This window comes from Salicibibacter kimchii (assembly GCF_003336365.1).
In the GTDB taxonomy this organism is placed as follows: domain Bacteria; phylum Bacillota; class Bacilli; order Bacillales; family Marinococcaceae; genus Salicibibacter; species Salicibibacter kimchii.
The window spans coordinates 2,550,296-2,574,560 of sequence record NZ_CP031092.1 but is presented as its reverse complement, the minus strand read 5'-3'; the positions used below and the strand labels follow the sequence as shown (position 1 = coordinate 2,574,560).

Below are 24,265 nucleotides of genomic sequence, written 5' to 3'. Positions count from 1 at the left end.
CTTAAGCTCCTCCTCCGAACAACGCCAATTCTTCGTCTGAGACTTCAACGGAAAAGCGTAGGTTTTTAACGGCTTGAATGTTTAAAACCACATCTCCAGTTTGTAAATCCGGTATTTGCGAAACCTCACTTTCAGATAACTGCCCGGCAAAGATGGTTTGCAACATCTCAAGGTTATTGCTGTCTTGTTGCATGATCCATTTGTATTGCGTGAGTTCGAACAACGTTTTAATTTCCTCGACCAAGCTTTGGTCGGAACCTTCCGGCACAAAGTCCCGGATCGTGTGCGACGCATACGTGAAACCGGCAAAATATTTGCGGGCTTCTCGTACAAACGTCGTGAGGAAACTTAGAGCGTGGCCACTGCCTTTTTTGGTATTGATAATGTGATGCGCCTCATCCATGAGGATGAGAAACCGTTCGGCGTCTTCAAACGTCATTTCACCGTTGTTATAAGCTTCAAATTGGGGGGCGCCGTTGGTAAGCATCGCATCCCATAACAAGTTCATGACGTTAAACAATTGGGCTTGAAAGATTTCGGTCCGCATCTGACTCAGCCCGCGCAACTGAAAGATAACGACGTGTTCGTCTTGAAAATCGGCAATGCTGGATACCCCATTAAAGAGGTGAGCGTATGTTTCAACAAGGTTTTGGATGTTCAACTCAATCGTTTCCAGCCGGCGTTTGCGTTCCAGACTTAGGTTGTCGCGTTGCTTGCTTGTGGATATATCGGCGTAAAGTTCCTCACGAATAAATGCCAGAAAATCCGAAAAAATAGGATACGCCTCCACCGGTTGCCCCGTAAGGTTGGCATCCCCTTCATCGCTCCATAAACCTAAAGAGACATACAATTTTCGAAGCATATTTTCATATTCTTTCAGTTCATTGTCGGATGCTTCCGGGGCCAGAAATCGGTAAAAGGTCGTGAGTTTTGATAAATGCTGCGTAAACGACGTAAAATCATCTTTCGCCGTCCGGTACACTTGCAAAGGATTAATGATGCCGTCCGTGCCATCCAAGGCAATTTGTTTGCCGCCGATCGCCTCTGTGAGTGGTAAAAACTCCCCAACGACATCAAAAGCACGAATTTTATGCCCTTTAATGGCATTATCGAGCATGATTTTTTTCAAAAGCGTTGACTTACCGGCCCCCATCGCCCCAATCACGACGGAACTATACGATTTCCGATCTTTATCACGGTGAAACAAATCAAAAACGACGTTACCGCCGGTCATCGTTGTACCGTGATAGGTACCGGTCGGATCATGGAGTTGAGTGAAGTGGAACGGAAAGCCACCGGCTAGCGCAATCGCTGGCATCGCCTGCCCTTTGCGGCGGTTGCGGCGTTTCGCTTGCGCCGTATACGGTTCATGGAGCGCTTTCCACTCCATGTCTTGTTCATTTAAAAAAACGGCGCCTCTGAAATTTTCCCCTTCAAGAGCCGTTAAGACTTCGTTCACTTTGTCTTCCAGTTCTTCTTTCGTTCGCGCATTCACATAATGGCGAAGATGCACCCGTTTGATCACTTCCCCTTCTTCATAGACGGAGGCATACAGGTCTTGAAGATCATCCAAGCTGTTTCGGGCTTCCAAAATACTGACACTTTCTTTCTCTGTCATCATCCGGGAACTTTGTTCGTCGATCCCTTTATTTAAGCCTTCGCGTACCTTATGACGATCTTCCGAGGTGACATCAATGGTCGTGATGACGTTTTCCATATTGACGATGGATTCCAACCAAAAATCCTTCGTATTTTTCGGATAGCTATACACGTGCACACACGTTTCGTAACCATCCCCTTTACGTATAAAACTTTCCTTGAAGCTGATGCCGCCTTGGGGTTGCATGTTTGCGAGCAAATACGGGTTATAACCCTTACGTTCGGTCTCCGTGGCATCGGTGTCGTCTTTGCGTTTCCATGGCGCAAGCATCTGTAAAAGGCTCATCATTGTTACCCCCTCTGATGATCAAGTTTCGAGTTTTGATTATTGAGTTTATAGGTCACATCCAATTTCTTCGAATTGGACAAGGTAGACAGAGGCAGGACCCGTTGCAGTTTTCGGCGCGTAAATTGCGTGCGTTCGGATAAATCTTTTATTGTATCGCCAAATACATAAAGGTAAAATTCGCGATTCGTGCGGTGTTTTTCTAAAAATTCCAGTTCCACCTTTTTCTTTAACAAAAAGCGATCGATCAGTGGCGACGCGTTGGCATCGATTTTTTGTTGGATATGTGCCAATTGCGGCGTCATGTTGACCGGGAAATTAAGCGAGACAATCTTGATATCCGCCTCATACGCGCGTAAAAATTGCGTAAGCCCCAAAATGTCCATTTCGGCTTCAGCATCACTCTGGGCATACACATCTTTCGTGGTGAGTTGAAAGACATCCATATAGCCTTGACCATCTTGCAGTTCGATTGCGCCGTCGTCGGACATGTCTCGAATCGGGATAATATCGGCAATGCGGTCCGGCGCTCGGTCCCGTTTCTCCTTCGGTTTCGAACGCTCGCCAAGGCGCAGCCGTCGTTTTGGTTTTTTATGCTCATCAAAGAGAGCGTCTTGGCCCACCATGTCCTCATAAATCATAGATCTTCCTCCTTCGTCGCTTCTTCGTGCGGATCATGGGCATGATAAGTGGCACGGTCCCGGCTGAGCATCATCCATACCACCTGTATCATGCGCATATGCGGATTCGTTTTGGGGCGATACAGCCAAAAGCCGTATAAGGCGACCATAAACACGACAAACGGGATCGTCAGCGACGGATGAATCAGTGCGTGAAGGATAAAGCCCATCACGAGCATGCCAATCGCAACGAGTAAATCGGTTAAATACAGCCACCGGTTCAATTTCAATTCTGCCGTAACCTCTGTGGGAATTTTATAATGCAACAGCACCCCTCCTTTTTCATATAAAAAAGCAGACTTCAAGAAAAAGAAGCCTGCGTCTTATCGGTTGTTGCGTTTGTTTTTCCAATTTCGCGTCGTGTTTTGACCAAGCTGATAACTGCGTTTGCTCTTTTGCACATAAGGGTTATTGTTAAAACGGCGTGACGTACCATCGCGCATCGCTTGGCCCACCGTTCGCGTCTCACCGCCAGCCGATCGTTTTGGCATGGGGATGTCGCTTGTGGTTGGTTCATGGCCGTTTTGATCGGCTTGCATTTGTTGGTGCAACGTCGCCGATCGCTGGTTACCGCCGCCTCCTTTGCGGGCTTCTTCGCGCATCTCTGCTTGGAGAGATGGCGTTTTACCTCCGTGCGTAGGTGGCGGTGCTAATGGACCGTTACCTTTGGTGCCCGTCAGTTGCGGTTGTTGCTGCGTATCTTGATAGGCGCCCGCGTTGGCATTCGCAGTGGAACCTTCGCCTTGGGATTGGGCATTTGTCGGTGACCCTGCCCGCGGTGTTCCCTGTGCTGGTCGCCCTTGGGGTGCCGTCCCTTGTTGACCGCCACCGGATTGTCCGAATTTTGCTCCGGCTTGCGTCGGTGATCCTTGGTTCCCTGCGGCGCCATTGTTCGGCGTTTGGGAGCCTTGGCCACCTTTGCTGCCACCAGCTAAACCGGATATACCACCGGCGGTTCCTGCCGCCGTACTCACGCCACCCGAAGCGACACCTTTTGTTGCTTTCCCGGCCATCTTCGCGGCGCCCTGCACCGCGGGTTTGGCGGCTTTTCCGGCAAAGTAGGAACCGGCCGCGACCGTCCAAGCATTGCGAAGACCTGCATCAATGCCAAAGAGTTTTTGCACAATATTCGGCCCATCAATGACCGCAAGGCTACCGGCGATCATGGCGATCAAATAGCCAAACCCACTCATTTCGCTTGCAATATACTCCGTATAGTACATATACATGCGCAAACTCAAAAACACCATGATTATAGAGACGAAAATGCTGCCGATGTTTTTGAGGATCTCTTTCAATCGTTGCCCGGTGCTAATATCCGCATAAGCCATGATCAGCGCAACGACTTTGTTAAAGGCGAGTTCAAAGCATAGTTTAGCAATTTTAATGGATACGAGAATCATGGTGACTGCCATCACGCCGAGCGTAATCAACCCCGTTCCCCAATTCACATCCCATCGATAGTAATTTTCCGGGAAAAAGTCGAACCAGCCGTCATCACCAATGTCGACTAACCCTTCTTCGCCGTTGGATTCAATGCCGATTTTGTTAGATAGTACCGCTTGACCTGGTTCTGATAAATCTTCTCCATCTGCTCTTTCAAAATCATCGGTGATTTCTTCGTTGATATCAATTTGATCGATGTTTTCCGGATCGACATGGTGCTGCGTTTCCACATCCGGGGTTTGCCAGCCGGTTTCGTCATAAATAGCCACGTCGGTGACATGGTCATGGACAATTTGATCGGCCATATCAAACGCACCATCCCCGACGGAGGCTATTTCCACCGCATCATCGGTAAAGCTGCTGGCCTGATTCATCCCCCAAGTCAGGAGTGTCACCGTCATAATAGAAATGAAAATGTTCACCGGAATTTGCGAGCGTTGCTGGCCTCTTTGGAACATAAGCTGATAGGCAATAAGCCCAAGCGCAAGGGCAAGCAGGATATACAATATGGGTTGAATCGTTTGGAGAAATTCAAGCACCGGTTCAGTCTGAAAGAAATCCAAGAGCACAAGAACGCCATCAATGACGCCTTCCATCCCGCTCACAATCGCCCGAAAACCTAAAAGAAGCCACCAGCCGAGGAATCGGAACAGGTAGCTAAAGATATTTCCCGTATTGAGTTCGTCTTCAAATTGGCGTAAGGTGTCCAGTAGTTCTTGTTCGTCCACCGTCTCCCTCCTTTCCTGCCGTTATTCCTCCTCCATAAACATCTCCCGGGTGACATCGATCCTTTCGTCGATGCTTTCAATAAGCGCGTCCACCGGCGCCTCATTTTGGCCAGGTTGCAGCGTAACAACAGCGTCTTGCAGAACGATCGTGACAACTTCGCCTTCTTCGATCTGATCGCGATAACGTTGGATCATGTTCATAATGTTCGGTTTCATCGGTTCCTCCTTATATTAGCTGACAGCTTCTTGGTGGTTGTCTTTATGGGTTTCCTCATTATCTTCCCACGATTCAACGTACTGATCAATGGTTTTTCGGATCGCTGCATAGGTGTTTTTATCCACCTCGTCTGAATCGCCTAGCATCTTTATTATTTGGAGAAAATCATTGACCGACATCGTTTGCATCTTTTCTTCATCTGCATCCATCGACGGAGCTATCCGATCCATCGCCATCGTCCATAAAGAACCGGTTAACACCTCAGATAGAGGCGTTTGTTTCCAGCCTTCTTCCCTCGCTGCATCCTCCTGCGGCGATGTTGGTGCCTTTGTTTCTTTGCTTTGGGGGGCTTTTTTCCTTTCTTCGTTGTTATCCAACGATGCTTCACCTGTTAAAAAGGAAAAATCCATAACAAGCTCCGACAATCGGATGTGTCGATGCGGCGTGTCTACCTCCACATCGGTAATGGACCGATCAGCATCCAAGTTTAAATACTGATAGGCATAAGGCATGCCTTTATTATAGATGGGGAACGGACGAATCTTTTGCTTGCCATCTTGCGTTTCACGCTTCATCGTTCGAGAAACGACCGTATGCCCTTGCTTGATTTCCATCAATTCATTCGCATCTAAAAGTTTTCGGCCTTCCGTATTATCGGTTTTCGCTTTTTTCAATGAAAACGGTGTGCCGGACCGAGTTTCGACTTCCCGTGTTTCATCGCCGAGTTTTTCTGAGAAGTGTTTGGCTGTCTCCACGTCTGCGGTCATGATATAGATGTGATTGCCGCAATTCCCGCGAAGGGTGTTTTGAACGTCCTCCCCATATTTGTCTTTGAGTTGCGCATAACTCTGCACGACGAGATGAAAGCGAATGTTTCGACCTAGGGATACCGTCATTTTTGACCCCATGCCTGATATCGCCGGCATTTGCCCAAACTCATCGAGCATAAAAACGACTTCGCGCTGACATGATTGCCCTTTCGCCATCGATGCGTGTTTTGCCAACGTGAAGTACAATTGATCCACAAACATGGATGGGAGTACATGCGTGGAATCATCATAATCCGGGGTGATCATAAACAGCGCGATCGGTCGATTGAAACTCACCACCTCCGTGATGCCGACGTCCGGATGGTTTTCCTGTTCCAGTGACGTTTCGCCCGTTTCCTCGTTCACCGTATTTATCGTTACTTCGATGCGTGTCTGTTCCTCTAGGATTTTTGATTTTTGTTCTTTCGTTCGCTTTTTGTAGGCTTGCTTTGAAAGAGGATTGGGATCATGATCAACGCTCAAGGCATCGTTTTCCCGGAGCGTTCCTTGGAAATGGACCACCCAATAGCCCCCCTCCCCGGTTTGGTTCATTTCCTGTGTGCCATCCGGAAACGTCACCGTTACTTTGGAAAAGGGGGCGCCCCTGCCTTCGATGGATTGGCCAAAACCAACTTTCTTCAAATCAAGCGAGTTTTTCGCGGTCATTTTCGCTTGTTCGCTCAAGGTGAAGCGTCGAAGTTCTGCCATGGCTGTCGTAAAGATTCCCGAGCGTGTATTGCCTTTGGCAAAGTTGCTTGTCGCATACTGCATTTTCGCTACGCTATCCTGTTTAAGGTCCTGAAAGTACTGATCCAAGGCGTTGACGACGATCTTGGGGTTCGACGGATGCGGCAATTCCTTCGATCCGAGTTCAGACAACATGTTCGCAACGGTATAAAGGGTGATTTTTTCTTCTTCGTCGTTTTGAATACAATCTTCGGTTACGGCCAAGATCATCGCGTTGACAAGCGACATCGCACTGTTTTGCCACATGGGATCTTTCACATGTGGATTATAATAGAGCATGTGCGTGAGCGACTCACACAAGGTCTCCGCCACCGAGTAATTGCCTTCTTTGTAGGCGTCTTTAATCAATTGCAAAGGATTATAACTCATGCTTTGCATCGGATTCATCATATTGAGCGCTAACACGTCAAAGCCGCGCTGTTCTAACGTCTCTTTGAAGCGCACAAAAAGTTATAGTGATAGGTAAGGGTTTGAAATTATCTCCGCCTTTTCCCCCACTTCACACCGTACGAGCGCGTTTCCGCGCATACGGCGTTCCATCGTTTCCAACTGACTTCATAAGTTACGTTGTTATCGGTTCATTACCAGACGTTTTCCTTAGAGAGTTCAGTTTATCCATTTGCTTCTTGTTTAGATTGAAGTATCTAAGGTACATAGCGATTTTGTCAATATTTGTGATGTGAATGAGCCTGTGTATATAGGTATCAATAATGATTAGGTTTGAGTATTTATCTGATCCACCTTTATCCCTTGGTACAACATGATGGCAGTGGATCCGATCAACGCCAACTGGCTCACCTGTGACATAACATCTTCCATACTGTGCGATGTACGTTGAGATGCGATTATCGTTGTACGCAATACTCCTGCTTTTAGAGTAAGTGTTCATTACTTGTGTAAGGACATCTCTAGGAATCGCTTTAAGACCTTTGTGTACTTTGTTACGACCTTCTATGGTGTAATTGCAGATCGTTTGACTGAAATTCTGCGGATTTTTACGATGAACCCCTGTAATGGGTAGAAGGGGCGCACCCTGTACAGAAAAAGTCTTAGTGCTAGGTCTTATACCTTTGGTTTTCCTTCTAAACTGTACGCTTGTTTCACTGAACTTCACTATTGTGGCATTCTTTTTCAGCCTGGGTTTTATGGATTTCAAGAGAGTGTAATTCACCTCTGTTAAATCCTTGCAAATGGTTGTGGCATATCTGTAGTAATTCTGTATTCCTACAAGGGTAATATTGAACCTCTTGACTGTATCAGCAGTAGGTTCATGTTGTATCTCTTTAATTCTGTTTTTTAGGATTCTCTTGGTTTTTGAGATGGCTTTATCACTCATTGATGTTTTTGCAACATAACCATGTCTGGCTTTGTTTTGCTTAACAATTTTGAGTTTGAAACCTAAGAAATCAGAAGCGTTTTTCTTTAGGTTTACAACGTTAGATTTCTGTTCATTAACTTCTAATCCTAGTCGGGATTTTAGAAAGTCAACAGTCGCATAATAGAACCGTTTTGCTCCTTGGTATGTGCGGCACATGATTTTAAAGTCATCCGCATAGCGAACAATGTAACCATCTTTAAGCTTTGTATATTTCCTAGCATATTGTCTAAATCCTATAGAATTAGCTCTTTGGGGTTCAAATGTTTCCCACTGGTTACTTATCCACCAATCTAATTCATTCAGTACCACATTGGATAAAAGCGGCGAGATAACTCCGCCTTGCGCTGTCCCTCTAGAAGTCCGGTGAAAAAGTCTAGTCGAGATAGAAAGGAATTTGCTATTTATTGTCGAATATAACAAGTAACACCAATAACGTAAGGATGGTTGACCCATGCAATCGCCAAAGCAAAATTATGTTCAAACTCGTTTGTTTCAATCGGTCGATATGGAGGATATTGTTCCCGACCATCATATCCTGCGAAAATTAAAGGATGTGATGGACTTTTCTCATGTCCATGAATGGGTGAAGCCCCTATATGCCCAACGAATGGGACGTCCGTCGATGCGCGCCGAGCTCGTGGTGCGTCTTGTGGTGCTGGAATATTTCTTCGATCATTCCGAACGGGAGCTTTTTAATTTACTCCCCATGCATGCGGGTTATTTGTGGTTTTGTGGTCTGGATTTTGAATCCTCCCTGCCTGATCGGACAACTCTTGTGAAAACGAGAGCCCTTTGGCGACGTCATGGTATTTTTGAACAAGTCATGATGCATGTGGTGGATCAATGCATAGCATCCGGGCTCGTTCGTCCCGATGTTCATGCTGGTGCGGACGGGACCCAGGTGCGTGCGAATGCTTCTATCCACAGTTTGAAAGAAAGGGAATTGGCTCCGGTCCAAACCATCGAAGATTACTTGGCAGATTTGGAAGAAAAGGATGAGCAAACGTTAGAACCATCCAAAGAAACCAACGACGACGATGATGATCAACCGCCTTCGTCCCATCCACATGGGGATAAGTCCTCCGGCGAGCTCGAGGAACAGGCCCATCATGAAGATTTTCATGGCAAAACCTTTTCCAATCAAACCCATCGCAGCACCACCGATCCGGATGCTCGCTTGTACAGAAAAAGCAAAGGACAGGAAACGTATCTGCGTTATCTTGTTCATAACTTGACGGATACGGCATCCGGGGTGATTTTGGATACAGATGCAAGCGTTGCTTCCGGAACGGCTGAACGAGAGGTTACGCTACAACAATTGGCTTCTATGCGCTTCAAACATCCGCACATCCGTATTCAAACCTTATCGGTGGACAAGGCTTATGGAACCTCGGATTTCTTGGCAAGCTTATTTTCTCAAAGTATCCTTCCTTTGGTTTCTTTGCGTAACCATCAATTAGAAGCGATTCCGAGCTGGCAACGGAAAACCTATGATCCGGAAAGACTGCGAAAACGACAAGCAAAGGTCGACAAGGTTCGAGTAACCAATCGAGCCAAATGCATTCAGATTCAAGGGAAGTATCGAATCATCCAGAACAAACGGTCACAGTGTGAACATGGATTTGCGGAGGCAAAAACGGTCCACGGGCTGGATCGTGCCCGAAGCAGAGGGGTTGATTGCATGCAGGAACAAGCGCTTTGTACAGCTATCGTTCAAAACCTGAAGAAATTATGCCGGTTCAAAGGGAAAAGGCCCAAGACCGGTATTTCCGTATGCCATCAACCGAGAAAACGAAACGAAAAGGACTGCCAAACCTCTGCTATTTCTCGCTTATTTCCCTTTATCAGGCTAGCAACCCTGACGTCAGAGCGAAAAATGCTTAGTTTTTCACCAGTCTTCTAGTAGGGATTCCTTCTCCTTCAATTTCGGATTTTAATAGCTTAGAGATAATACTTATAAGAGATTTATCCCTTATTCCTAACGTCCATAATTGTTTGAGCAATTTTCCATGGTTGACATTATCAAAGAAACCTTTAATGTCAATGTCAACACAGTAGTGTTGTCTCCCGATATTTACAAGACTTACCATCCTGCTAAATGCATGATGGGTGCTTCTATTCGGTCGGAAACCATAACTATGAGGATGGAATTTTGCTTCACAAATCGGTTCGAGTACTTGAAGCATAGACTGCTGAACTAATCGGTCCCAAATCGTCGGGATTCCTAGTGGTCTTTTCTTGCTAGAGCCTTCTTTTGGGATAAATACTCTTCTCACTGGTTGTGGCCTATAGTTTTTTAATCTTTTTCTCACTTCATAAATGATTTGGTCATCATTTAAATGCCATATATCCTTGATCGTAAGGCCATCCGTACCAGCTGTTTTACTACCCTTGTTTGTTTTGAAATTACGATATGCCAGTCGTATATTTCTTTCTGAACCAATAATCTCAGTTAACTTATAGAAGTTGTTACCGTTTAGACTGCTTGAATAAAGATCGTCATACACTTTTTGCATGTCGTAATATTCATTGTGTCTCAACTTGGTTTTCTTCAACATGGGCTGTAACCTCCTATCTTACGTGGAGAATTACATCTCTTAGTCTTACTCGAAACCATGAATGAACCATTTGGTAACTGTCAGTCTTCAATCGACTAGTGGCCATCCCTCCACGTTCATTACACGTTTCATAGGTACTATGCCACCACTTTCACTGCTATAAATCTAAGTTATACAAGTAGGTATTATCCCTATTGCTTTCCCTAAAACCGTTTCATTGGAATGCAAGTCCTCAACGTTAGCAGCTTACCACGTTCCGTTATTCCTATCTATGCATACACCATTAGGTTTCCCCTATGAGCCTGCTACCCTCAATACCGCCTATAACGGTATATGGACTTTCATAAAGGAGAGTCTTACTCATCCACAATAGCGACACTTATCTGTGTCAGAAAGCCTTTCGACTTCCTCATGATATAGACCCGTACCATCGGAGATTCGTCTGCACAAACCACAGTTCGCGGCTGGTTTATGATGTGCATTCTAACCATAAGTGTTTTATAGACTTCCGGCTTATAGGTTACATCGTCCATCTCTGAACGACTTTCGAACTCAATGTGAGTTTACGGTAACTCTCAGCCGACTTCACCGAGCTTCATACGATTAAGTTCTTGCTAACTACCTCGCATGTCGGAGGATTAAAGGAAGCCCTTCAGGGCGTTACCCCATCATTTGACTTCTCGGAATAACAGTTCATTGTTGGGAATTCAACAATGTCTAAGCTTTTCACTTAGAAACGTGTCGCGCCACCCTTCATATCATTGATAATCATGCTTGGTTTTTTTTCAGCCCTTGCGTATGCATCAATGGTAGGATCCACATACAGCTGCCCTTTCCCGGAACGGGTGGTGCCAATCACCATGTTATGAACGGCTCCATCATCGATAAAATGAGCGTGTCCCTTGTGCGCAATAACACCCCCACCTTTACCGCGATAGCTTTTTTCCTTCTCAGGAATCTTTTTATATTGTTCAGCTACTTCTTGCTTGGTCGCAAACCGTTGGGAGCCTTTTTCATCGCGACTAATGGATGCGAAATTGCTGGTCAGTTTATAAATCGTTATGCCAACGAGCATCAATCCCAAAACGGATGTTATGCCATAAAACCAAGGGTGTTCGGTGATCTGAAACGTGGTGAAATAACCCCATTCTAAAGTTAAGGGTTCTTCGATGTTCGGAAACGTTTGTAAAAGCCCCAACGCTTCTTGCACGAGATTTAATAAAAAGGTGCCAATCACCTGCACCACTAAAAATAAGCCGATACATAAAGGAATCAGCACAAATTTATTGGCTAGAACTGCTTTCATGCTAGGGTCAAACCTCCTTTTCTTTATATTTCGTCCTTGTAGGCAAGCATTTGTTGGATGTCCGCCCAACCGGTGAAATGGTTTTTAATATAACCCACTAATTCATCTAAAAACATGCGGCTGAATCCATATCGTTCATAGCCCGTTAATGTAATGATTGTACACCTCCGATGGTTCATCTTTACTCTTTCTATAAGTCATCTCTTTGGGTTTCCAAATCTGCGATTTCTTCTTCCCATTCTTCGATTTGGTCATCGTCCGGATCGTCTGCCTCTTCTTCTTCGTCGATCTGTGTTTGACGATCATCAATATCGGCCGTTAATGTTTCATAAGTCTGAATATGATCATTCAGACTTTCACTGCTAATCTCACTGGCCATTTGTTTGGCTTCGTCGACATTGCCGGTTTTCATATAGGCGTAGCCCAATTTTTCTTGCCGTTCTGCGTTCATCGGCACGTCGTCAACCGCCACCACATCGTCAAAGCGTGCGTCTTCATAGGCCAATTCAAAGTGGCCAACGGCCGTTTCATGTTCCTCTTGAAATGCCGTAAGTGCTTCGATACCTTGTTGATCAAAGATCGCACTCGCGATAGCCTCTGCCGATTGATCGGTCATCTGAATTGCTTCCTCGTAGGCGCCTTGCCCAATTAATAAATGGACAAGTACGGCGGTTTCTTGATCACTGCGATCGTTTTTTTCTTGAAGCACGTCGATCGCCGTATCGGGGTCACCTGCCATGGCTTCCGCATAGAGATCATTCATCTGTTGTTCTTCTTCATAGGATTGATGCATCGCGGCGAGCGCATTCGATTGGTCACTCACCACCGCCACCATGCCAATAGCAAAAACCATAACCAAAAGCATAACCCCTGCGGCCGCGCCACCCATGATCCGTGCCTTAGGGCTTAACCGGCTCCACCACGTTTGGTTCGCTTCTTCTTGACGACGTAAGTGATCGTTGACATCGATACGCAGCGCGGATGGCGCCTCTTGGGTGAGTTGATGAAGCAACCGATCCCGTTGTTGGATCTCTTCATCTCTGCGCATGCGCCGTTCAATCAACCGGTAACAGATGTGTTCATACAGGTTCGCCGCGAACGACGAACCGATATGATAGGTTCCGGTATATAATTTTTGACCTTCCCCGTCATGGACCATAAAGTCCAACGCCACCGGTGATTTGTTTTGCTTTTTTAGGCGTTGATCGATGTCATTGGTCAGTTGCACAGCGTCCGTCAAAGAAAGTGATTGGAAGGCTGGAATCTCTTCCTCCAAAGGTGTCGTAAATAATACCTGCATCGCTTTCTCCCCCCTTGTTTAAAATGTGATAGTGCTTTCGATCCACTGACTAAAGGCGAGTGCGCCTAGGAGCATAACCAAGCCACCAGCAGCACCAACAAACCAGCCAACCGACATCATGCGTCCACGTGCGCCACCAGCCATAAGGAAATAAGATCCAACCCCAATCGCGATCGCTGCCACGACACCACCCACGACTTGCATGCCCAATAAGATCGATTCACCCGTGTTTTGTATGTTATCAATGGCTGCCATAATAATCATCGATTCCACCCATTGAATCATTGTATTCATGCTTCTTCCTCTCCTTGTAATGGTGATGAATGTGCGTGCTCATCGGTTTTCGTTTTGTCGACATTTTTCTTCTCCGACGGCTGTTTCGATGTTTTCTCTTCTTGAATCCCTTGATAATGGAGCAAACCTTCCATGATCAAATCTTGGTGTTCACTGATATACGCCTGATGTTGGGCGTGTAGCCAATCGTTGTACATTTCGCCCTTGATGCCTAACAGCGTTTGTACTAACTCTTTTGATTGCTTAACATCGCGTTGCGAAGCCATGCATCATCATCCTTTCCTAATGTGCTTCCGACATAAAAAAGAAGCGCCTCTTGCGCTTCGTGTGTGAATGCTCTGCATCACCCCCTTTTATGGCATAAAAAAAGAACAGTTTGTATGACTGTTCTCTTCATTAAACTTCTTCATCGATGAGTGGACAAGAATGTATGTTGTTTGTTGCTTGCACCCTTAATGAAATGATTATTCAAATGAACGATCAAAATTTTGTATCTCTGAGGCTAACGCATCTTCGCTATCATAATCGACTTCACTCACCGAGATTCGTTCTTCTAAGTCTCCATTTTCATAATAACTTAATGAATTGAATACACTCGGCCCATCAATGCCAACATCCTCTAACAAAAGATCATTATCAAGCATCTGTTCAGATTGAGCATTGATTTCTTTAACAGAAATGTTATCAATATTTTCGTCAACAATATTTACGGCCTCTTGGTGTTCTTCCTCGTCTTCGGTTTGCGTCGTTAAGACAAAGGCTTCCTCGTTTTCTTCTAAATACCCTTCCATTTCTTGGGGAGACAAAGATTCCACCCCTGCACTCTCCCCACATCCTGTTAGTAACAAGGAAAAACTAATCACTCCTCCGAAAAGGAAACTTTTGTTGTTTTTCATACTATCCCTCCTGACAAAAATGTTAATGCCCAGTTATAGAACTAATACCCTTTCGAAAGATGAGTTAGGGAGATGCTACAACATCAACGAACGATTTTCAATGATTCAAAGATAAATGTATTTCCTTTATTATAAAGATTTATGCTTTGATCTGTCTAAAGAATTTCAGATGTTTACATTGTTACGTTTGTACATATTGTTCACATTCAGCATTCAAATGCATCTCTTCGATAATATGGTCTTTTCGCCGTTTGACAGCTGCAACCGATAAATGATGCTCCCTAGAAATTCTCCGCAATGTTTTTCCATTTAATAATTCATCTAAAATGATTTGATCTTTGATATCTGTAATTCCTTCAGAATGGCGCTGGATAAATGAAACTTTACGTTGCAAGTTTTTCGTGTTTTTATCATAACGTTCAATCCTTAACATTTCACTATATACAGGGTCAGACGGAGTGCTGTCAGATGGTAGTGTCGCTTCTATACCATATTTTGATACCATCGCTTGACTAGCACCAGTCATTTCTTGACGTTTTGTGACAAGGACGTTTATCATCCATTTATAATTCATAAGAGCTTCATGAATCTCCATTTTATTCATGATACAACCTCCATTCTGATGCAACTATGAACAGACATTTATTCCCCGACATAGGAACTTGAATCTATATTTACGGACTTATATTTACCATTTAAATAATGGATGAACAAATACAATCCCTGGACTAACTCCGTTGAAGAGGCCCCTTTTTCTAGGTCCTCAAGGGGGATAATTGCCTTTTCCGTCTCATAGTAGCTCATTAACATACCAAAACATTGATATTGATTCATACGACATTCCTTTCATGCTTACCGTCGATATCAATGAAACGCCCACATTCTTTCATAAAGCCCAGATTAATCGTTCCTGTTGGTCCATTTCTCTGTTTCGAAACATCCACTTCTACTTGGTTTGGATGATTGGATTCAAGGTCATAGTATTCCTCGCGATATAAAAAAGCAATTACATCTGCATCTTGCTCGATATTTCCAGAGTCTCTAAGATCAGCCATCACTGGGCGTTTATTATGACGGTTTTCAACATTTCTTGATAGTTGAGATAAAATAACAATAGGAATATTGAGATCCGTAGCCAGTCGCTTAAGTTCACGAGTAATGGCGCCTACTTCCAAATCTTTACGCTCATAACGCCCGGAACCTTGGATCATCTGTAAATAATCGATCACGATGAGTAAGTCATCATCTGGGTTTTCCCTTGCCGTCTGGCGGGAAATGGAACAAATATCATTGATCAACGATGTATTCTCGTACATATCTAACTTCCAATCTAGTAACGTAGCGATTGACGTCGTTGCCCGATCATAGTCTTCTTCACTAAAAAATCGAGAGGGAAATTTCCATTTTTGACCATCGATTTGGGCATCCGCCGAAATCATCCGGTGTAATAGCTGCTTGGACCCCATCTCAAGACTAAATAAAAGACATCTGCCTTTATTTTTACAATGGCTAGATCCAATGTTTAATGCAAAGGCTGTCTTTCCCATGGAGGGACGAGCAGCGACAACTATCAATTCTTTCCGTTGTAACCCGCCAGTCATTTGATCAAAAGATTCATATTCTGTCTTGTAACTGTTCTGATTTTCTTTCTGTGTACCACTAATATCATCAGAGATCTCATACAACCATTCCTTTAACGTTTTCTCTTTGTTGATCTCTCCCAAACGTTGAAGATCCGTTAATTCCTGAAATAATCGCTGAAAAGCAGAATCTTTCGGATTTTCCACGTATCGAATCGCTGCTTTGCGGCTTTCTCTGAGTTGGTAAGCTTCTACTATTTTACGTTCATGATGGTTAAACGTAGCAGTCGTTGCGACTGAACCTGCTAGCTGTGTCAGGTATTGAATCCCACCGATTTGATTTGTGGATTCTCCTAATGCTGTTGTAACGGCGGCTAACTCAGGTTCTGCTCCTTCCTCTTCGACCGTTCTCATGGATTTAAAAATGAGGAAATGATCAACCTTTGCGAAATAGGATGGTTGGAGCACCGACTCATGTATTAATGTAGGTTCAATAAGAATCGACCCTAACACCGCATGCTCGGACTCTATACACTCAATCATTCCTATCACTCGCTTTCTCTGCTAATACCTTTTTAAGATCGATAGCGAATTGATTTTTACGTTCTTGAGAAACTTTTGACGCCTCCAATTCCCATTCCTGCCATTTCTCAAGGTTTTCATTTTTCTGAGCAGGGTACGAAGCAATTTCAGCGATCGTAGGTGGAAAAGGATTTTTTGTTACATGACGCTCAACATTGTCCATAACGCCTTCATAATCCATTTTAAGAAGGGCAGGCATGATTATTTTGATTTTCTTTTCGCTAAGTTCGAATCGGGGATATACAGCCGCAATCGATTCCAAAATATCTATAGCAAGATTGTACTCCATGGATTTACTCCCCCTTTTCTCGCATTCGTTGAAGTGCTTCTAATCGCTGATCTTTATGCTTTGGGAAAGGAATGGTATTTGACTTTTGGCTTGTTTGCTTTTCATGGGCTTTGATATCCTCGATTGTTTTAATTCCTTGTTGAGACCAATTCCTGAGAATGCTTTCGATGTAAGCAAAAGATCGAGCATTTTGCTTTATACCTCTTTTGATTGCAGCAACGACAACTTCTGAGGAAAAAAACGTACACCACTCCCTGATGGATTCGTTGATCATCGGTCGCATCACTCCAAAGTTTTCTTGATAGACAACATATGGATCTGCTGTGCGCGTCTCTTCTTCATCTTCCTCTCCTTCATGACCATTTCGTTTCTGTTTAGGTATGGTCAAGTTCTGATCAGATGTTAAGTCAAGCGTTTGGTCGGAATTTGAGTCAAGTGTATGGTAAGAACTTAAGTCATCTGAGTTGACTAATGAAATCATTTTATAAACAGGAGCTTGATTTCTTTTACCTTTTTGATACTCGATCAAGTTATTATTGATCAGTACCTTTCGAGCATCAACCAGCCCTTGCTTTGAAAGTCCGGTCAATCGTTCTACTGTGGAATTTGGCGCATTGAATCGTTCTTTCCAGCCGGTCATATTGTTTATGGACATCAGTGTATGCCATAAAGCAATTGCACTGGTGGGCAGATCGTTCATAAGCAGCCAATCCCTAAAGGCATTAAGCTCCTTCATATAGTTCATGTCATCACCTACTTCGGTTACAAATAGCAGTTTTGCCTTCAACTCTAATTAAATTAAGCTCCCATTGCGAACTCTCGGGGAATACAGTACAATGTAAACATCCTCTTTTTAATTTCGATCCGTTTGAGTACCCCCTCAAACGGATTTATATTGTTACATTGTTCATTAATACCTGTGTCACCCCGTGTTTTCACCCAAAACAGTGTGCCGATATAACCTTTGTTCTCCATCTCAATCACATTTGTAAGATCCGGAACCATATTTAGCCTCCTCATAAACGCTGATTAGATCCTTCAATTCCTTGACGCTGACAGGCACTGTGCCATGATCGGCCATCATATCAGCGTCCTCTTTGAGTTCTTGCAACTTGCGTCGATGCATGTTTTCACCCCCATATCGTTGTAATAATCATTGTCGTGATAATCGAGCAATAGAACAGGTGTAGAATCATCTTTTCCTTCACACCATCACCTTCCCCTGCTCCATCTGGTTTAGTGTCGGCATAACCACTTGATCTGCGACGCACCAACGGGTCCACATTTGATTGATTTCTTTAATATCAAGACCGATGTCACGTTTTGCGGCGTACATCATGCTTTTTACAGCTGGCATAAGGTCGAACAGATCGCTAATCCTCTTCTTTAATACATCATCGATTTCTAAATCTCTGCCAGGCCTACGTTTATTGTTGACCCTTTCAATGTGATCGAGTGATTCAATTGCTGTCAGCATTTGCTGACGCATGTTCCCAATTGAATCTGATAGACGCTGGCTCAACTCTGGATGTACGGGCGGAACTGCAAATGGATGGAGTTGGTACATATGGGCGATGATGTCTTGACCTTCTTCCCACCCAGTAATCTCACACCATTTAAAAGCAGTCTCGATTCGTGGCTCTACTTCCCCGCGTTCGATTTTTGAGATTTGCTTTTGATCCAAATGTAGTTCCTTTCCTAATGAACTTTGCGATTCAATGCTAGAGTCTCGGCTATTTATTCTAAAGTACCGCAACCACTCCCCGAGATTTGATTTACGATAGTACGTATTCACCTTATTTTGTCCTCCTTTAGACGCGATATATTGGTAGATTATAGATAGATATTATGGGATGAGCTCATGGTTATTCTCGATCCATTGATATAAGCGGTCGCGTGGGATATATATTCGACTCTTTTCACCCTCAGCACGTGTGGACGGAAAACCTTCGACATAGTTAGCGAGTTCTCTTACTCGGTTTTCAGAAACTCTGAGAATCTCTGCGGCTTCTTTAACCGTGAGCCTGCGAGGATATGGATCATCATGAACAGTCAGTTTGTCTAGCTTTTCTTCTAATGGTTGCATGGCTTCCTGAACAGCTTTCTGGATGGTTTCTTCAATGCTCATGCTCGCCCTCCTTTCAGTTGTTCAACACGTTCAAGAATGTCATGTTGCCACTTGTAATCGTTGGTCTCTGATGCGACATAAGACATGACATTTAATTTCTCGTATTCCCAGAAGAAATTATCGAAATACTGTTTGCTCTCGTTAAGTTCTACCAACTCTGTTTGGGTTAGAGTTCTTTTATCAGCTTCCAGGACAAGAACAATTAACCGTTCGGCAACAGGATTCATGTAGCTCATCTCCTTTTAATCAACGCAACATTTTGTTGTGCATATGATTAAAAAAATTTTTCTGGATCTTTTGATAAAACTTTAGAGATTGAAAGTGCTAAAATTAAATTAGGTGTCCTAACACCTTGTTCGATCATGCCATAATAACTTTCAGTTATTTTGATATCATGATCTTTTGACAACAAAGCAACTACGTCTTTTTGAAAAAACCCTATGTCTTTTCTTGCTTTGATTAATTCATACCGGCGTTGGCTTTCCATTCACGAGCACCTCCCAACGTTTTGTTGCATTCATCTTAACCCAACATAACGTTGTGGTCAATACTTTTAACCAACTTTTTGTTGTTTTTATTTTATCACCCAACTTATAGTTGTATAATAGAGGGTACTTACATGAATGAGGAATGATTTTTATGTCCAATGTCGCAGAAAGATTAAAGGAACAAAGAAAAAAACATAAGTTCACCCAACAAAAAGTTGCCAAGATATTAGGTATTACGGAAAGTGGATACGGCTACTATGAACAAGGGAGAAATGAGCCTTCCATTGAAATGATTAAAAAACTATCTGAAACATATGATGTTACTTCTGACTATCTACTCGGACTCACCGACGACCCCAATACTCAATCGCTTCCTTCAGCTGATAACGAGGAAGAGAAAATGTTCTTTTCCGGGGGATATGAAAGTCTAACAGAAGAAGAAAAAGAGCATCTGGAAGAAGAATTACAGCGATTTCGGAAAATGAAAAAGCGGTGGGAGGAACTTTACAGGAAGGGAGATAGAGAAGAGTGAAATAGTTGTACGATCTTGACCCTTTCTGATTTTCTATTAAAGAAAAAAATGAATTAAATTTCTAAAATTTGGTTGACGTTTCTCTCCTCATCCTTTATTATTCATTAAACCGAACATATGTTTTTAAAAGGGTGGTAAAATGTTTCATTCAACCATTCGCCAAATCGTTAATGAGGCCTACAAAAAAAGAAACATTTGCTCTTTGAATGATCTTTCATTAGAAACACTCAGCCGACGGTTCATGATTGATCTCGATTATTCTTATTCACAAACGTCTTCTCTACAAGTTGGCCATTACAAACTAATATCCCTGGACAAGCGTATACCTTCTCATTATCAACGTTGGGATTTCTTCCATGAGCTTGGTCATATTCTCCTTCATAATATTGACCAGAAAAAAGCGTTAAAGGGCGTATCATTTTTTATGGAATTGCAAGCATACAGATTTGCTTTACACGCTTCTATGCCCTACTTTCTGATCAAAAAATTCTGTGAAGTAACACCATACACATTATCCTATGTATTTAATATTCCCATCTTTTTTGCTGAGAGACGCATGGAACAGATTAAAACACACATCACCATAAAAGGGGGGAAGATTATATGAGAGGTTCAGTATACAAAACTGCTAACGGATATGGCTTTAGGATTGATTACGGTAGAGATAAGCGTGGAAAAAGGAAACAGAAACGTTATTCTGGGTATAACACAAAAAAGTTAGCTGAAAAAGCCATGTCCAATACCCTTAATGATGTGAATGAAGGCACCTATGTTCCACCACAAAACATTACATTTGTTGATTTTCTTCAAAACTGGGTGAACGGACGCCAAAACTCTCTATCAAAAGGAACAGCTAAAACTTATCATTATCTTGTCGATATGCACGTTTCAGAGTTTTTTCATACCATTAAGCTGACAGATTTAGAGGTTGAGGACTTCGACGATTTTTATAATCATTTGCTAAATGAAAAAAAGTTATCGCCCGCAACAATTCGAAAAATCCATCATTCCATCTGTAAGGCTGGATTGAACGAGGCTATAAGGAAAAAGCTCCTCAAAGACAATCCATCAACTTTGGCAGATCTCCCTTCATTTGAGAAAACAAGGATTGAGATATGGGATGAGCAAGAAACACAAGAATTCTTAAAAAAAGCAAAAAAACATTATTTATATATAGCCTTCCACCTCGCTTTATCTACAGGCATGAGGCAGGGTGAAATATTGGCACTGCAATGGAATCAGATTGATATGGAACGGAAAACGATATCTATTGATAAGTCGTTACGCCGAAATATGGAAATCAGCACAACTAAAACAGATGCTGGTGCCCGTCTTGTATCTATTCCAGATCAAACCGTAAACGAGTTACAAAGACATTGGAAATGGCAAAAAGAGCAGCAATTAAAATTAGGAAAAGCTTATGAAAATAAGAATTTAGTTGTTTCCACAAAGTGGGGAACCCTCATTTCTCATCGGAATTTACTTAGAGCATATTATCAAATTAGAAAACCCTTAAACGTCAAACCCATTACATTCCATGAATTAAGGCACACACATGCAACACATTTACTAAAGTTAGGGTTCCATCCTAAAATTGTTCAAGAAAGATTAGGTCACAATTCAATCCAAGTTACAATCGACACTTACTCGCATTTAATGCCAGGATTGCAAGAAACAGCTGCACAAAAACTCGGAAACATGATATTTGATCCTCCCGATATATCCAACCATACAAGCGCTCGTTAGTGTCACATAGTTGTTAGGTGAAAATAAAGTTCTTCACTTTTGACGCCGTGAAGAAAGATGCGGCTATTTCAAATATTGGTTTATTCACTGTTCACATTAATACAGTGATTGCAAGCGACATTTGTGATAAAAAAGATGTTTACTGTTGCTCACGCTTATTTTAAGATCGTGTAGATTTGCAACGAGAGCTGCAGTAGATGTAACAATCGTTGATACCAAATTTTCTATTTTTCTCACTCCAAATCCATAAATATAAATTATTATCACTAATTTCATTATAAAGTGGAAATTTATTTTTCTGCAATTCCCATCGGGTAGCACTCTTATTCAAGAATCTGGCTTTAAAAAGGAAAACAGGCGCTAATTCTTATTCAACTTAAGCGCCTCGTTTTACATTCACATTAATCGCTTCATGACATCCATCAATTCATCGATCATCTCCTCCTTGTTGCCTTCTTGAATGGCATTGGCGACACAGTGGTTTGTATGATCTTCCATCAAAGAAATACTCACCTTTTTCATGGCTGACTGAATCGCCGAAATTTGATTGAGGATATCTACGCAATACTTATCCTCATCAATCATCTTTTGCACCCCACGCACTTGACCTTCAATACGTTTCAAGCGATTGAGTAATTCTTGTTTGTTTGGCTGAACAGTTCCTTTTTCTTGTGCTGACATACGTTTTACCTCCTCGTTCATTGGTTAAAGGGACCGTGCACTTACGCGCGCGATCCCTCCACTTTTAATATTTAGGCTACATCATATCCCTGATCTTCAATCTCTTCTGTTATTTTTTCCAGATCTACTTTGTTCGGATCAAAGGTGACATCTACTTTTCCTTCACTTAAATGAACCTTCACATTATCTACGCCATTTAGGTTGCCGACATTACCTTCAATGGAGTTTACACAATGACCACAAGACATCCCTTGTACGTTTAATGTCATATCCTTCATGATTTTTTGCTCCTTTCGTATCTCTTGTATAGCTAAATAACTTTCGGCACGTGTTTGCAATGCATGGTATCATTTTATTCTAACGTCATTGCCTACACATATATCCCCTCCTTTAATTGGTTTCGAACAGATCGTGGGAGAAAGCGGCGGATCTCCTCCTCATGATAGCCAGCGAGCAACTGCTTATCATCCATAATAATCGGTCGTTTTAAAAGCGATGGATATTTACAAATGATTTGGAAGAGTGTATGCAAAGATAAACCTTCCATGTCGAGCGCCAATTCTGCAAAAGCCTTCGATTGTCTGGAAATGACATCATCGATACCGTTCTCTGTCAATGAAAAAATGTGTTTGACCTCATCGATGGTCAGTTTCGTTTTCGTTATATCTATTTCACGAAAGGGAAGCCGATGTTCTCGTAACCAATCCTTTGTCTTCCGGCATGACAAACAACTTGATGATGTATACACGGTAATCATGTGCTGATCCACTCCTAGTTTACAGTAAAATCACATCTTTTGAATCAACGATTTTATCTCAGATGCATTGCGCTCAAATCCAGTAAAGACTAGTGGTTTTTTCATTTTTCCCAGCAGTGACTTTTTGGTGAAAACAAAACCCGGTACAACTTTCGATCCGGTTTGTTTTTTTAAGTCATCTTCTTTCTCGGCTGCTTTGCTTACGTCATACTCCGTGTAAAGCACATTTTGTTCGTCCAAGTACGCTTTACTTTCTTTGCAGTCGGAACAAAGTGGATGCGTATATAGCTCGAGTTCATACATAATGATCCTCCTCTCATTCCTCCACTTGAATGATAAATGGAAACGTAATAACACCAACATCCTCATATTTGAACTCCGTCCATACCTTATACAGCCCCGGGTGATTAATATGGGTTTCAAAAGTGGTCCCATTTTCTGAAGTCGGGTGAACATGAATAAATGTCTCCGCAGCTTCATCAAGAATGACCACATGTCCTAGGCCCCCCAAATAGGGTTCCGGATCTTCACCATGCAAATAAAAGTCTAGCGTCGTAGGACCGTTGGTGCTCAAACCTTCTGCTTCCAAGGTGACCGTCTTCCCATCGATATCTTGAGTCCGATCTTTACTCGCCGAGAGGGAAGCTGAGGGATTGGGCTGATCCTCTTCGCCTACCTGAAGGTCATTCGGTTGGACAACATAGTTTCGATCCTTCGGAGCAATATCGACAAAGGCTTGGTAACGACCGTCTTCAAGTTTTATAGACGCGGCATAAACCCCATCCTCCACGCGTTCAGGATGAAGGTGGATAAAGTCTTCCAGGTCATTGGAGACGATGATTAAATGCATCGTTTCTTCGTGGGTTTCTTCTAGTTCAGGTACCGTTCCGTGTACATCCTCCAGCTGAACACGGGCTTCGCCATTGTGATAGGAAACATCGGTATGGACTTCGGATTCTCCAGCAGTTTGGTGGTTTTGGTGATCATCCATTACTTCGTCCTCCTCAAGTATACGCTGATGATACTTCATGGCTCTCATATACTTCTTCACTACTTCCGTGATCTTCATGCATGTCATTGCTCTCTAACGGGTTATCACCCGTGATGGCCGTGTAGCTGCCAATAACAACCGCCACATACAAGACCCCCACGAGCGCCCAGTGTTTAACTTTCATGTT

At 43.1% G+C, this 24,265-nt stretch carries 32 protein-coding genes and 1 pseudogene; 4 read left to right on the top strand and 29 right to left on the bottom strand.

All coding sequences use genetic code 11. The features are described from left to right. Position 1: 1 nt before the first annotated feature. The 7 genes from DT065_RS13110 to DT065_RS13080 all read right to left on the bottom strand — a co-directional run bounded on the left by DT065_RS13110 (position 2) and on the right by DT065_RS13080 (position 8,403). Complete coding sequence (locus DT065_RS13110) at positions 2-1,948, bottom strand: VirB4 family type IV secretion system protein (protein ID WP_418314555.1); 1,947 nt, start codon at positions 1,946-1,948, stop codon at positions 2-4. A 2-nt stretch (positions 1,949-1,950) separates the two neighbouring features. Then, entirely contained in the window at positions 1,951-2,586 is a 636-nt protein-coding gene (locus DT065_RS13105) for a TraC-like domain-containing protein (protein WP_114374145.1), read from the bottom strand. Then, positions 2,583-2,891 carry a DUF5592 family protein gene (locus DT065_RS13100; RefSeq protein WP_114374143.1) on the bottom strand — a complete coding sequence of 103 codons (309 nt, stop codon included), beginning with the start codon at positions 2,889-2,891 and terminating at the stop codon, positions 2,583-2,585. The genes DT065_RS13105 and DT065_RS13100 overlap by 4 nt, the downstream gene beginning before the upstream one ends. A gap of 57 nt (positions 2,892-2,948) precedes the next feature. Next, positions 2,949-4,799 (bottom strand): pLS20_p028 family conjugation system transmembrane protein, encoded by a 1,851-nt coding sequence (locus tag DT065_RS13095; protein ID WP_114374141.1) that lies wholly within the window; start codon positions 4,797-4,799, stop codon positions 2,949-2,951. 21 nt (positions 4,800-4,820) lie between these two features. Then, positions 4,821-5,015: a hypothetical protein gene (locus DT065_RS13090; RefSeq protein WP_114374139.1), complete on the bottom strand. Its 195-nt coding sequence runs from the start codon at positions 5,013-5,015 to the stop codon at positions 4,821-4,823. A 15-nt stretch (positions 5,016-5,030) separates the two neighbouring features. Beyond that, a complete protein-coding gene (locus DT065_RS13085) occupies positions 5,031-7,016 on the bottom strand; it encodes a VirD4-like conjugal transfer protein, CD1115 family (RefSeq protein ID WP_114374137.1) in 1,986 nt (661 codons plus the stop codon). 118 nt (positions 7,017-7,134) lie between these two features. Continuing rightward, on the bottom strand, positions 7,135-8,403 hold the full coding sequence (locus DT065_RS13080; protein WP_114374135.1) for a group II intron reverse transcriptase: 1,269 nt from the start codon (positions 8,401-8,403) through the stop codon (positions 7,135-7,137). Here DT065_RS13080 and DT065_RS13075 point away from each other — a divergent pair. Then, on the top strand, positions 8,402-9,853 hold the full coding sequence (locus DT065_RS13075) for a transposase (RefSeq protein ID WP_114374133.1): 1,452 nt from the start codon (positions 8,402-8,404) through the stop codon (positions 9,851-9,853). The genes DT065_RS13080 and DT065_RS13075 overlap by 2 nt on opposite strands. Here DT065_RS13075 and DT065_RS13070 read toward each other — a convergent pair. From DT065_RS13070 to DT065_RS12995, 16 genes and pseudogenes are all read right to left on the bottom strand, one after another. Beyond that, a pseudogene (locus tag DT065_RS13070) lies at positions 9,849-10,508 on the bottom strand (reverse transcriptase domain-containing protein); the annotation flags it as partial. The gene DT065_RS13075 and the pseudogene DT065_RS13070 sit on opposite strands and share 5 nt — an antisense overlap. Positions 10,509-11,238: 730 nt before the next feature. Beyond that, positions 11,239-11,814 carry a type IV secretory system conjugative DNA transfer family protein gene (locus DT065_RS13065; RefSeq protein WP_114374131.1) on the bottom strand — a complete coding sequence of 192 codons (576 nt, stop codon included), beginning with the start codon at positions 11,812-11,814 and terminating at the stop codon, positions 11,239-11,241. Between the two features lie 23 nt (positions 11,815-11,837). After that, complete coding sequence (locus DT065_RS18965; protein WP_160112552.1) at positions 11,838-11,993, bottom strand: hypothetical protein; 156 nt, start codon at positions 11,991-11,993, stop codon at positions 11,838-11,840. Between the two features lie 11 nt (positions 11,994-12,004). Beyond that, positions 12,005-13,114, bottom strand: a complete 1,110-nt coding sequence (locus tag DT065_RS13060) for a hypothetical protein (RefSeq protein ID WP_114374129.1) — start codon at positions 13,112-13,114, stop codon at positions 12,005-12,007. A gap of 18 nt (positions 13,115-13,132) precedes the next feature. Beyond that, a complete protein-coding gene (locus tag DT065_RS13055) occupies positions 13,133-13,408 on the bottom strand; it encodes a hypothetical protein (protein ID WP_227002602.1) in 276 nt (91 codons plus the stop codon). Continuing rightward, positions 13,405-13,674, bottom strand: coding sequence for a hypothetical protein (locus tag DT065_RS13050; RefSeq protein ID WP_227002600.1), 270 nt, complete (start codon positions 13,672-13,674; stop codon positions 13,405-13,407). The genes DT065_RS13055 and DT065_RS13050 overlap by 4 nt, the downstream gene beginning before the upstream one ends. Before the next feature lie 198 nt (positions 13,675-13,872). Then, a complete protein-coding gene (locus DT065_RS13045; RefSeq protein WP_114374127.1) occupies positions 13,873-14,304 on the bottom strand; it encodes a hypothetical protein in 432 nt (143 codons plus the stop codon). A gap of 181 nt (positions 14,305-14,485) precedes the next feature. Continuing rightward, the gene (locus DT065_RS13040; protein ID WP_114374125.1) at positions 14,486-14,908 is read right to left on the bottom strand and encodes a hypothetical protein; all 423 of its coding nucleotides are present in this window, start codon (positions 14,906-14,908) and stop codon (positions 14,486-14,488) included. 226 nt (positions 14,909-15,134) lie between these two features. Continuing rightward, positions 15,135-16,427, bottom strand: a complete 1,293-nt coding sequence (locus tag DT065_RS13030; RefSeq protein ID WP_114374121.1) for a replicative DNA helicase — start codon at positions 16,425-16,427, stop codon at positions 15,135-15,137. After that, positions 16,420-16,755: a replicative helicase loader/inhibitor gene (locus tag DT065_RS13025; protein ID WP_114374119.1), complete on the bottom strand. Its 336-nt coding sequence runs from the start codon at positions 16,753-16,755 to the stop codon at positions 16,420-16,422. Before DT065_RS13025 ends, DT065_RS13030 begins: the two co-directional genes overlap by 8 nt. A gap of 4 nt (positions 16,756-16,759) precedes the next feature. Beyond that, positions 16,760-17,500, bottom strand: coding sequence for a DnaD domain-containing protein (locus DT065_RS13020; RefSeq protein ID WP_160112551.1), 741 nt, complete (start codon positions 17,498-17,500; stop codon positions 16,760-16,762). A gap of 231 nt (positions 17,501-17,731) precedes the next feature. Then, the gene (locus DT065_RS18960) at positions 17,732-17,881 is read right to left on the bottom strand and encodes a hypothetical protein (protein WP_160112550.1); all 150 of its coding nucleotides are present in this window, start codon (positions 17,879-17,881) and stop codon (positions 17,732-17,734) included. Between the two features lie 78 nt (positions 17,882-17,959). Beyond that, entirely contained in the window at positions 17,960-18,550 is a 591-nt protein-coding gene (locus tag DT065_RS13010) for a helix-turn-helix domain-containing protein (RefSeq protein WP_160112549.1), read from the bottom strand. Between the two features lie 51 nt (positions 18,551-18,601). Beyond that, complete coding sequence (locus tag DT065_RS13005) at positions 18,602-18,883, bottom strand: helix-turn-helix domain-containing protein (protein ID WP_114374112.1); 282 nt, start codon at positions 18,881-18,883, stop codon at positions 18,602-18,604. Beyond that, entirely contained in the window at positions 18,880-19,110 is a 231-nt protein-coding gene (locus DT065_RS13000; protein WP_114374110.1) for a DUF7667 family protein, read from the bottom strand. The genes DT065_RS13005 and DT065_RS13000 overlap by 4 nt, the downstream gene beginning before the upstream one ends. 47 nt (positions 19,111-19,157) lie before the next feature. Further along, positions 19,158-19,370: a helix-turn-helix domain-containing protein gene (locus tag DT065_RS12995; protein ID WP_114374108.1), complete on the bottom strand. Its 213-nt coding sequence runs from the start codon at positions 19,368-19,370 to the stop codon at positions 19,158-19,160. Positions 19,371-19,522: 152 nt separating this feature from the next. Between DT065_RS12995 and DT065_RS12990 the strand changes: the two genes are divergently transcribed. From DT065_RS12990 to DT065_RS12980, 3 genes are all read left to right on the top strand, one after another. Then, positions 19,523-19,903, top strand: coding sequence for a helix-turn-helix domain-containing protein (locus DT065_RS12990; protein ID WP_114374106.1), 381 nt, complete (start codon positions 19,523-19,525; stop codon positions 19,901-19,903). Positions 19,904-20,042: 139 nt separating this feature from the next. Further along, positions 20,043-20,510 (top strand): ImmA/IrrE family metallo-endopeptidase, encoded by a 468-nt coding sequence (locus DT065_RS12985; protein WP_114374104.1) that lies wholly within the window; start codon positions 20,043-20,045, stop codon positions 20,508-20,510. Further along, complete coding sequence (locus DT065_RS12980; RefSeq protein ID WP_114374102.1) at positions 20,507-21,649, top strand: site-specific integrase; 1,143 nt, start codon at positions 20,507-20,509, stop codon at positions 21,647-21,649. The genes DT065_RS12985 and DT065_RS12980 overlap by 4 nt, the downstream gene beginning before the upstream one ends. A 396-nt stretch (positions 21,650-22,045) precedes the next feature. Here the strand turns inward: DT065_RS12980 and DT065_RS12975 are convergent, their stop codons facing one another. The 6 genes from DT065_RS12975 to DT065_RS18955 all read right to left on the bottom strand — a co-directional run bounded on the left by DT065_RS12975 (position 22,046) and on the right by DT065_RS18955 (position 24,262). Further along, positions 22,046-22,330 carry a metal-sensitive transcriptional regulator gene (locus DT065_RS12975; protein ID WP_114374100.1) on the bottom strand — a complete coding sequence of 95 codons (285 nt, stop codon included), beginning with the start codon at positions 22,328-22,330 and terminating at the stop codon, positions 22,046-22,048. 71 nt (positions 22,331-22,401) lie between these two features. Beyond that, positions 22,402-22,608: a copper chaperone CopZ gene (gene copZ, locus DT065_RS12970; RefSeq protein WP_114374098.1), complete on the bottom strand. Its 207-nt coding sequence runs from the start codon at positions 22,606-22,608 to the stop codon at positions 22,402-22,404. Positions 22,609-22,700: 92 nt separating this feature from the next. Beyond that, positions 22,701-23,087, bottom strand: coding sequence for a transcriptional regulator Spx (gene spx / locus DT065_RS12965; RefSeq protein WP_114374096.1), 387 nt, complete (start codon positions 23,085-23,087; stop codon positions 22,701-22,703). 30 nt (positions 23,088-23,117) lie between these two features. Next, positions 23,118-23,390, bottom strand: a complete 273-nt coding sequence (locus tag DT065_RS12960; RefSeq protein ID WP_114374095.1) for a glutaredoxin family protein — start codon at positions 23,388-23,390, stop codon at positions 23,118-23,120. Between the two features lie 13 nt (positions 23,391-23,403). Then, positions 23,404-24,078, bottom strand: a complete 675-nt coding sequence (locus DT065_RS12955) for a DUF8832 domain-containing protein (RefSeq protein ID WP_114374093.1) — start codon at positions 24,076-24,078, stop codon at positions 23,404-23,406. 13 nt (positions 24,079-24,091) lie between these two features. Then, entirely contained in the window at positions 24,092-24,262 is a 171-nt protein-coding gene (locus DT065_RS18955) for a hypothetical protein (protein ID WP_160112548.1), read from the bottom strand. Positions 24,263-24,265: the final 3 nt, after the last annotated feature.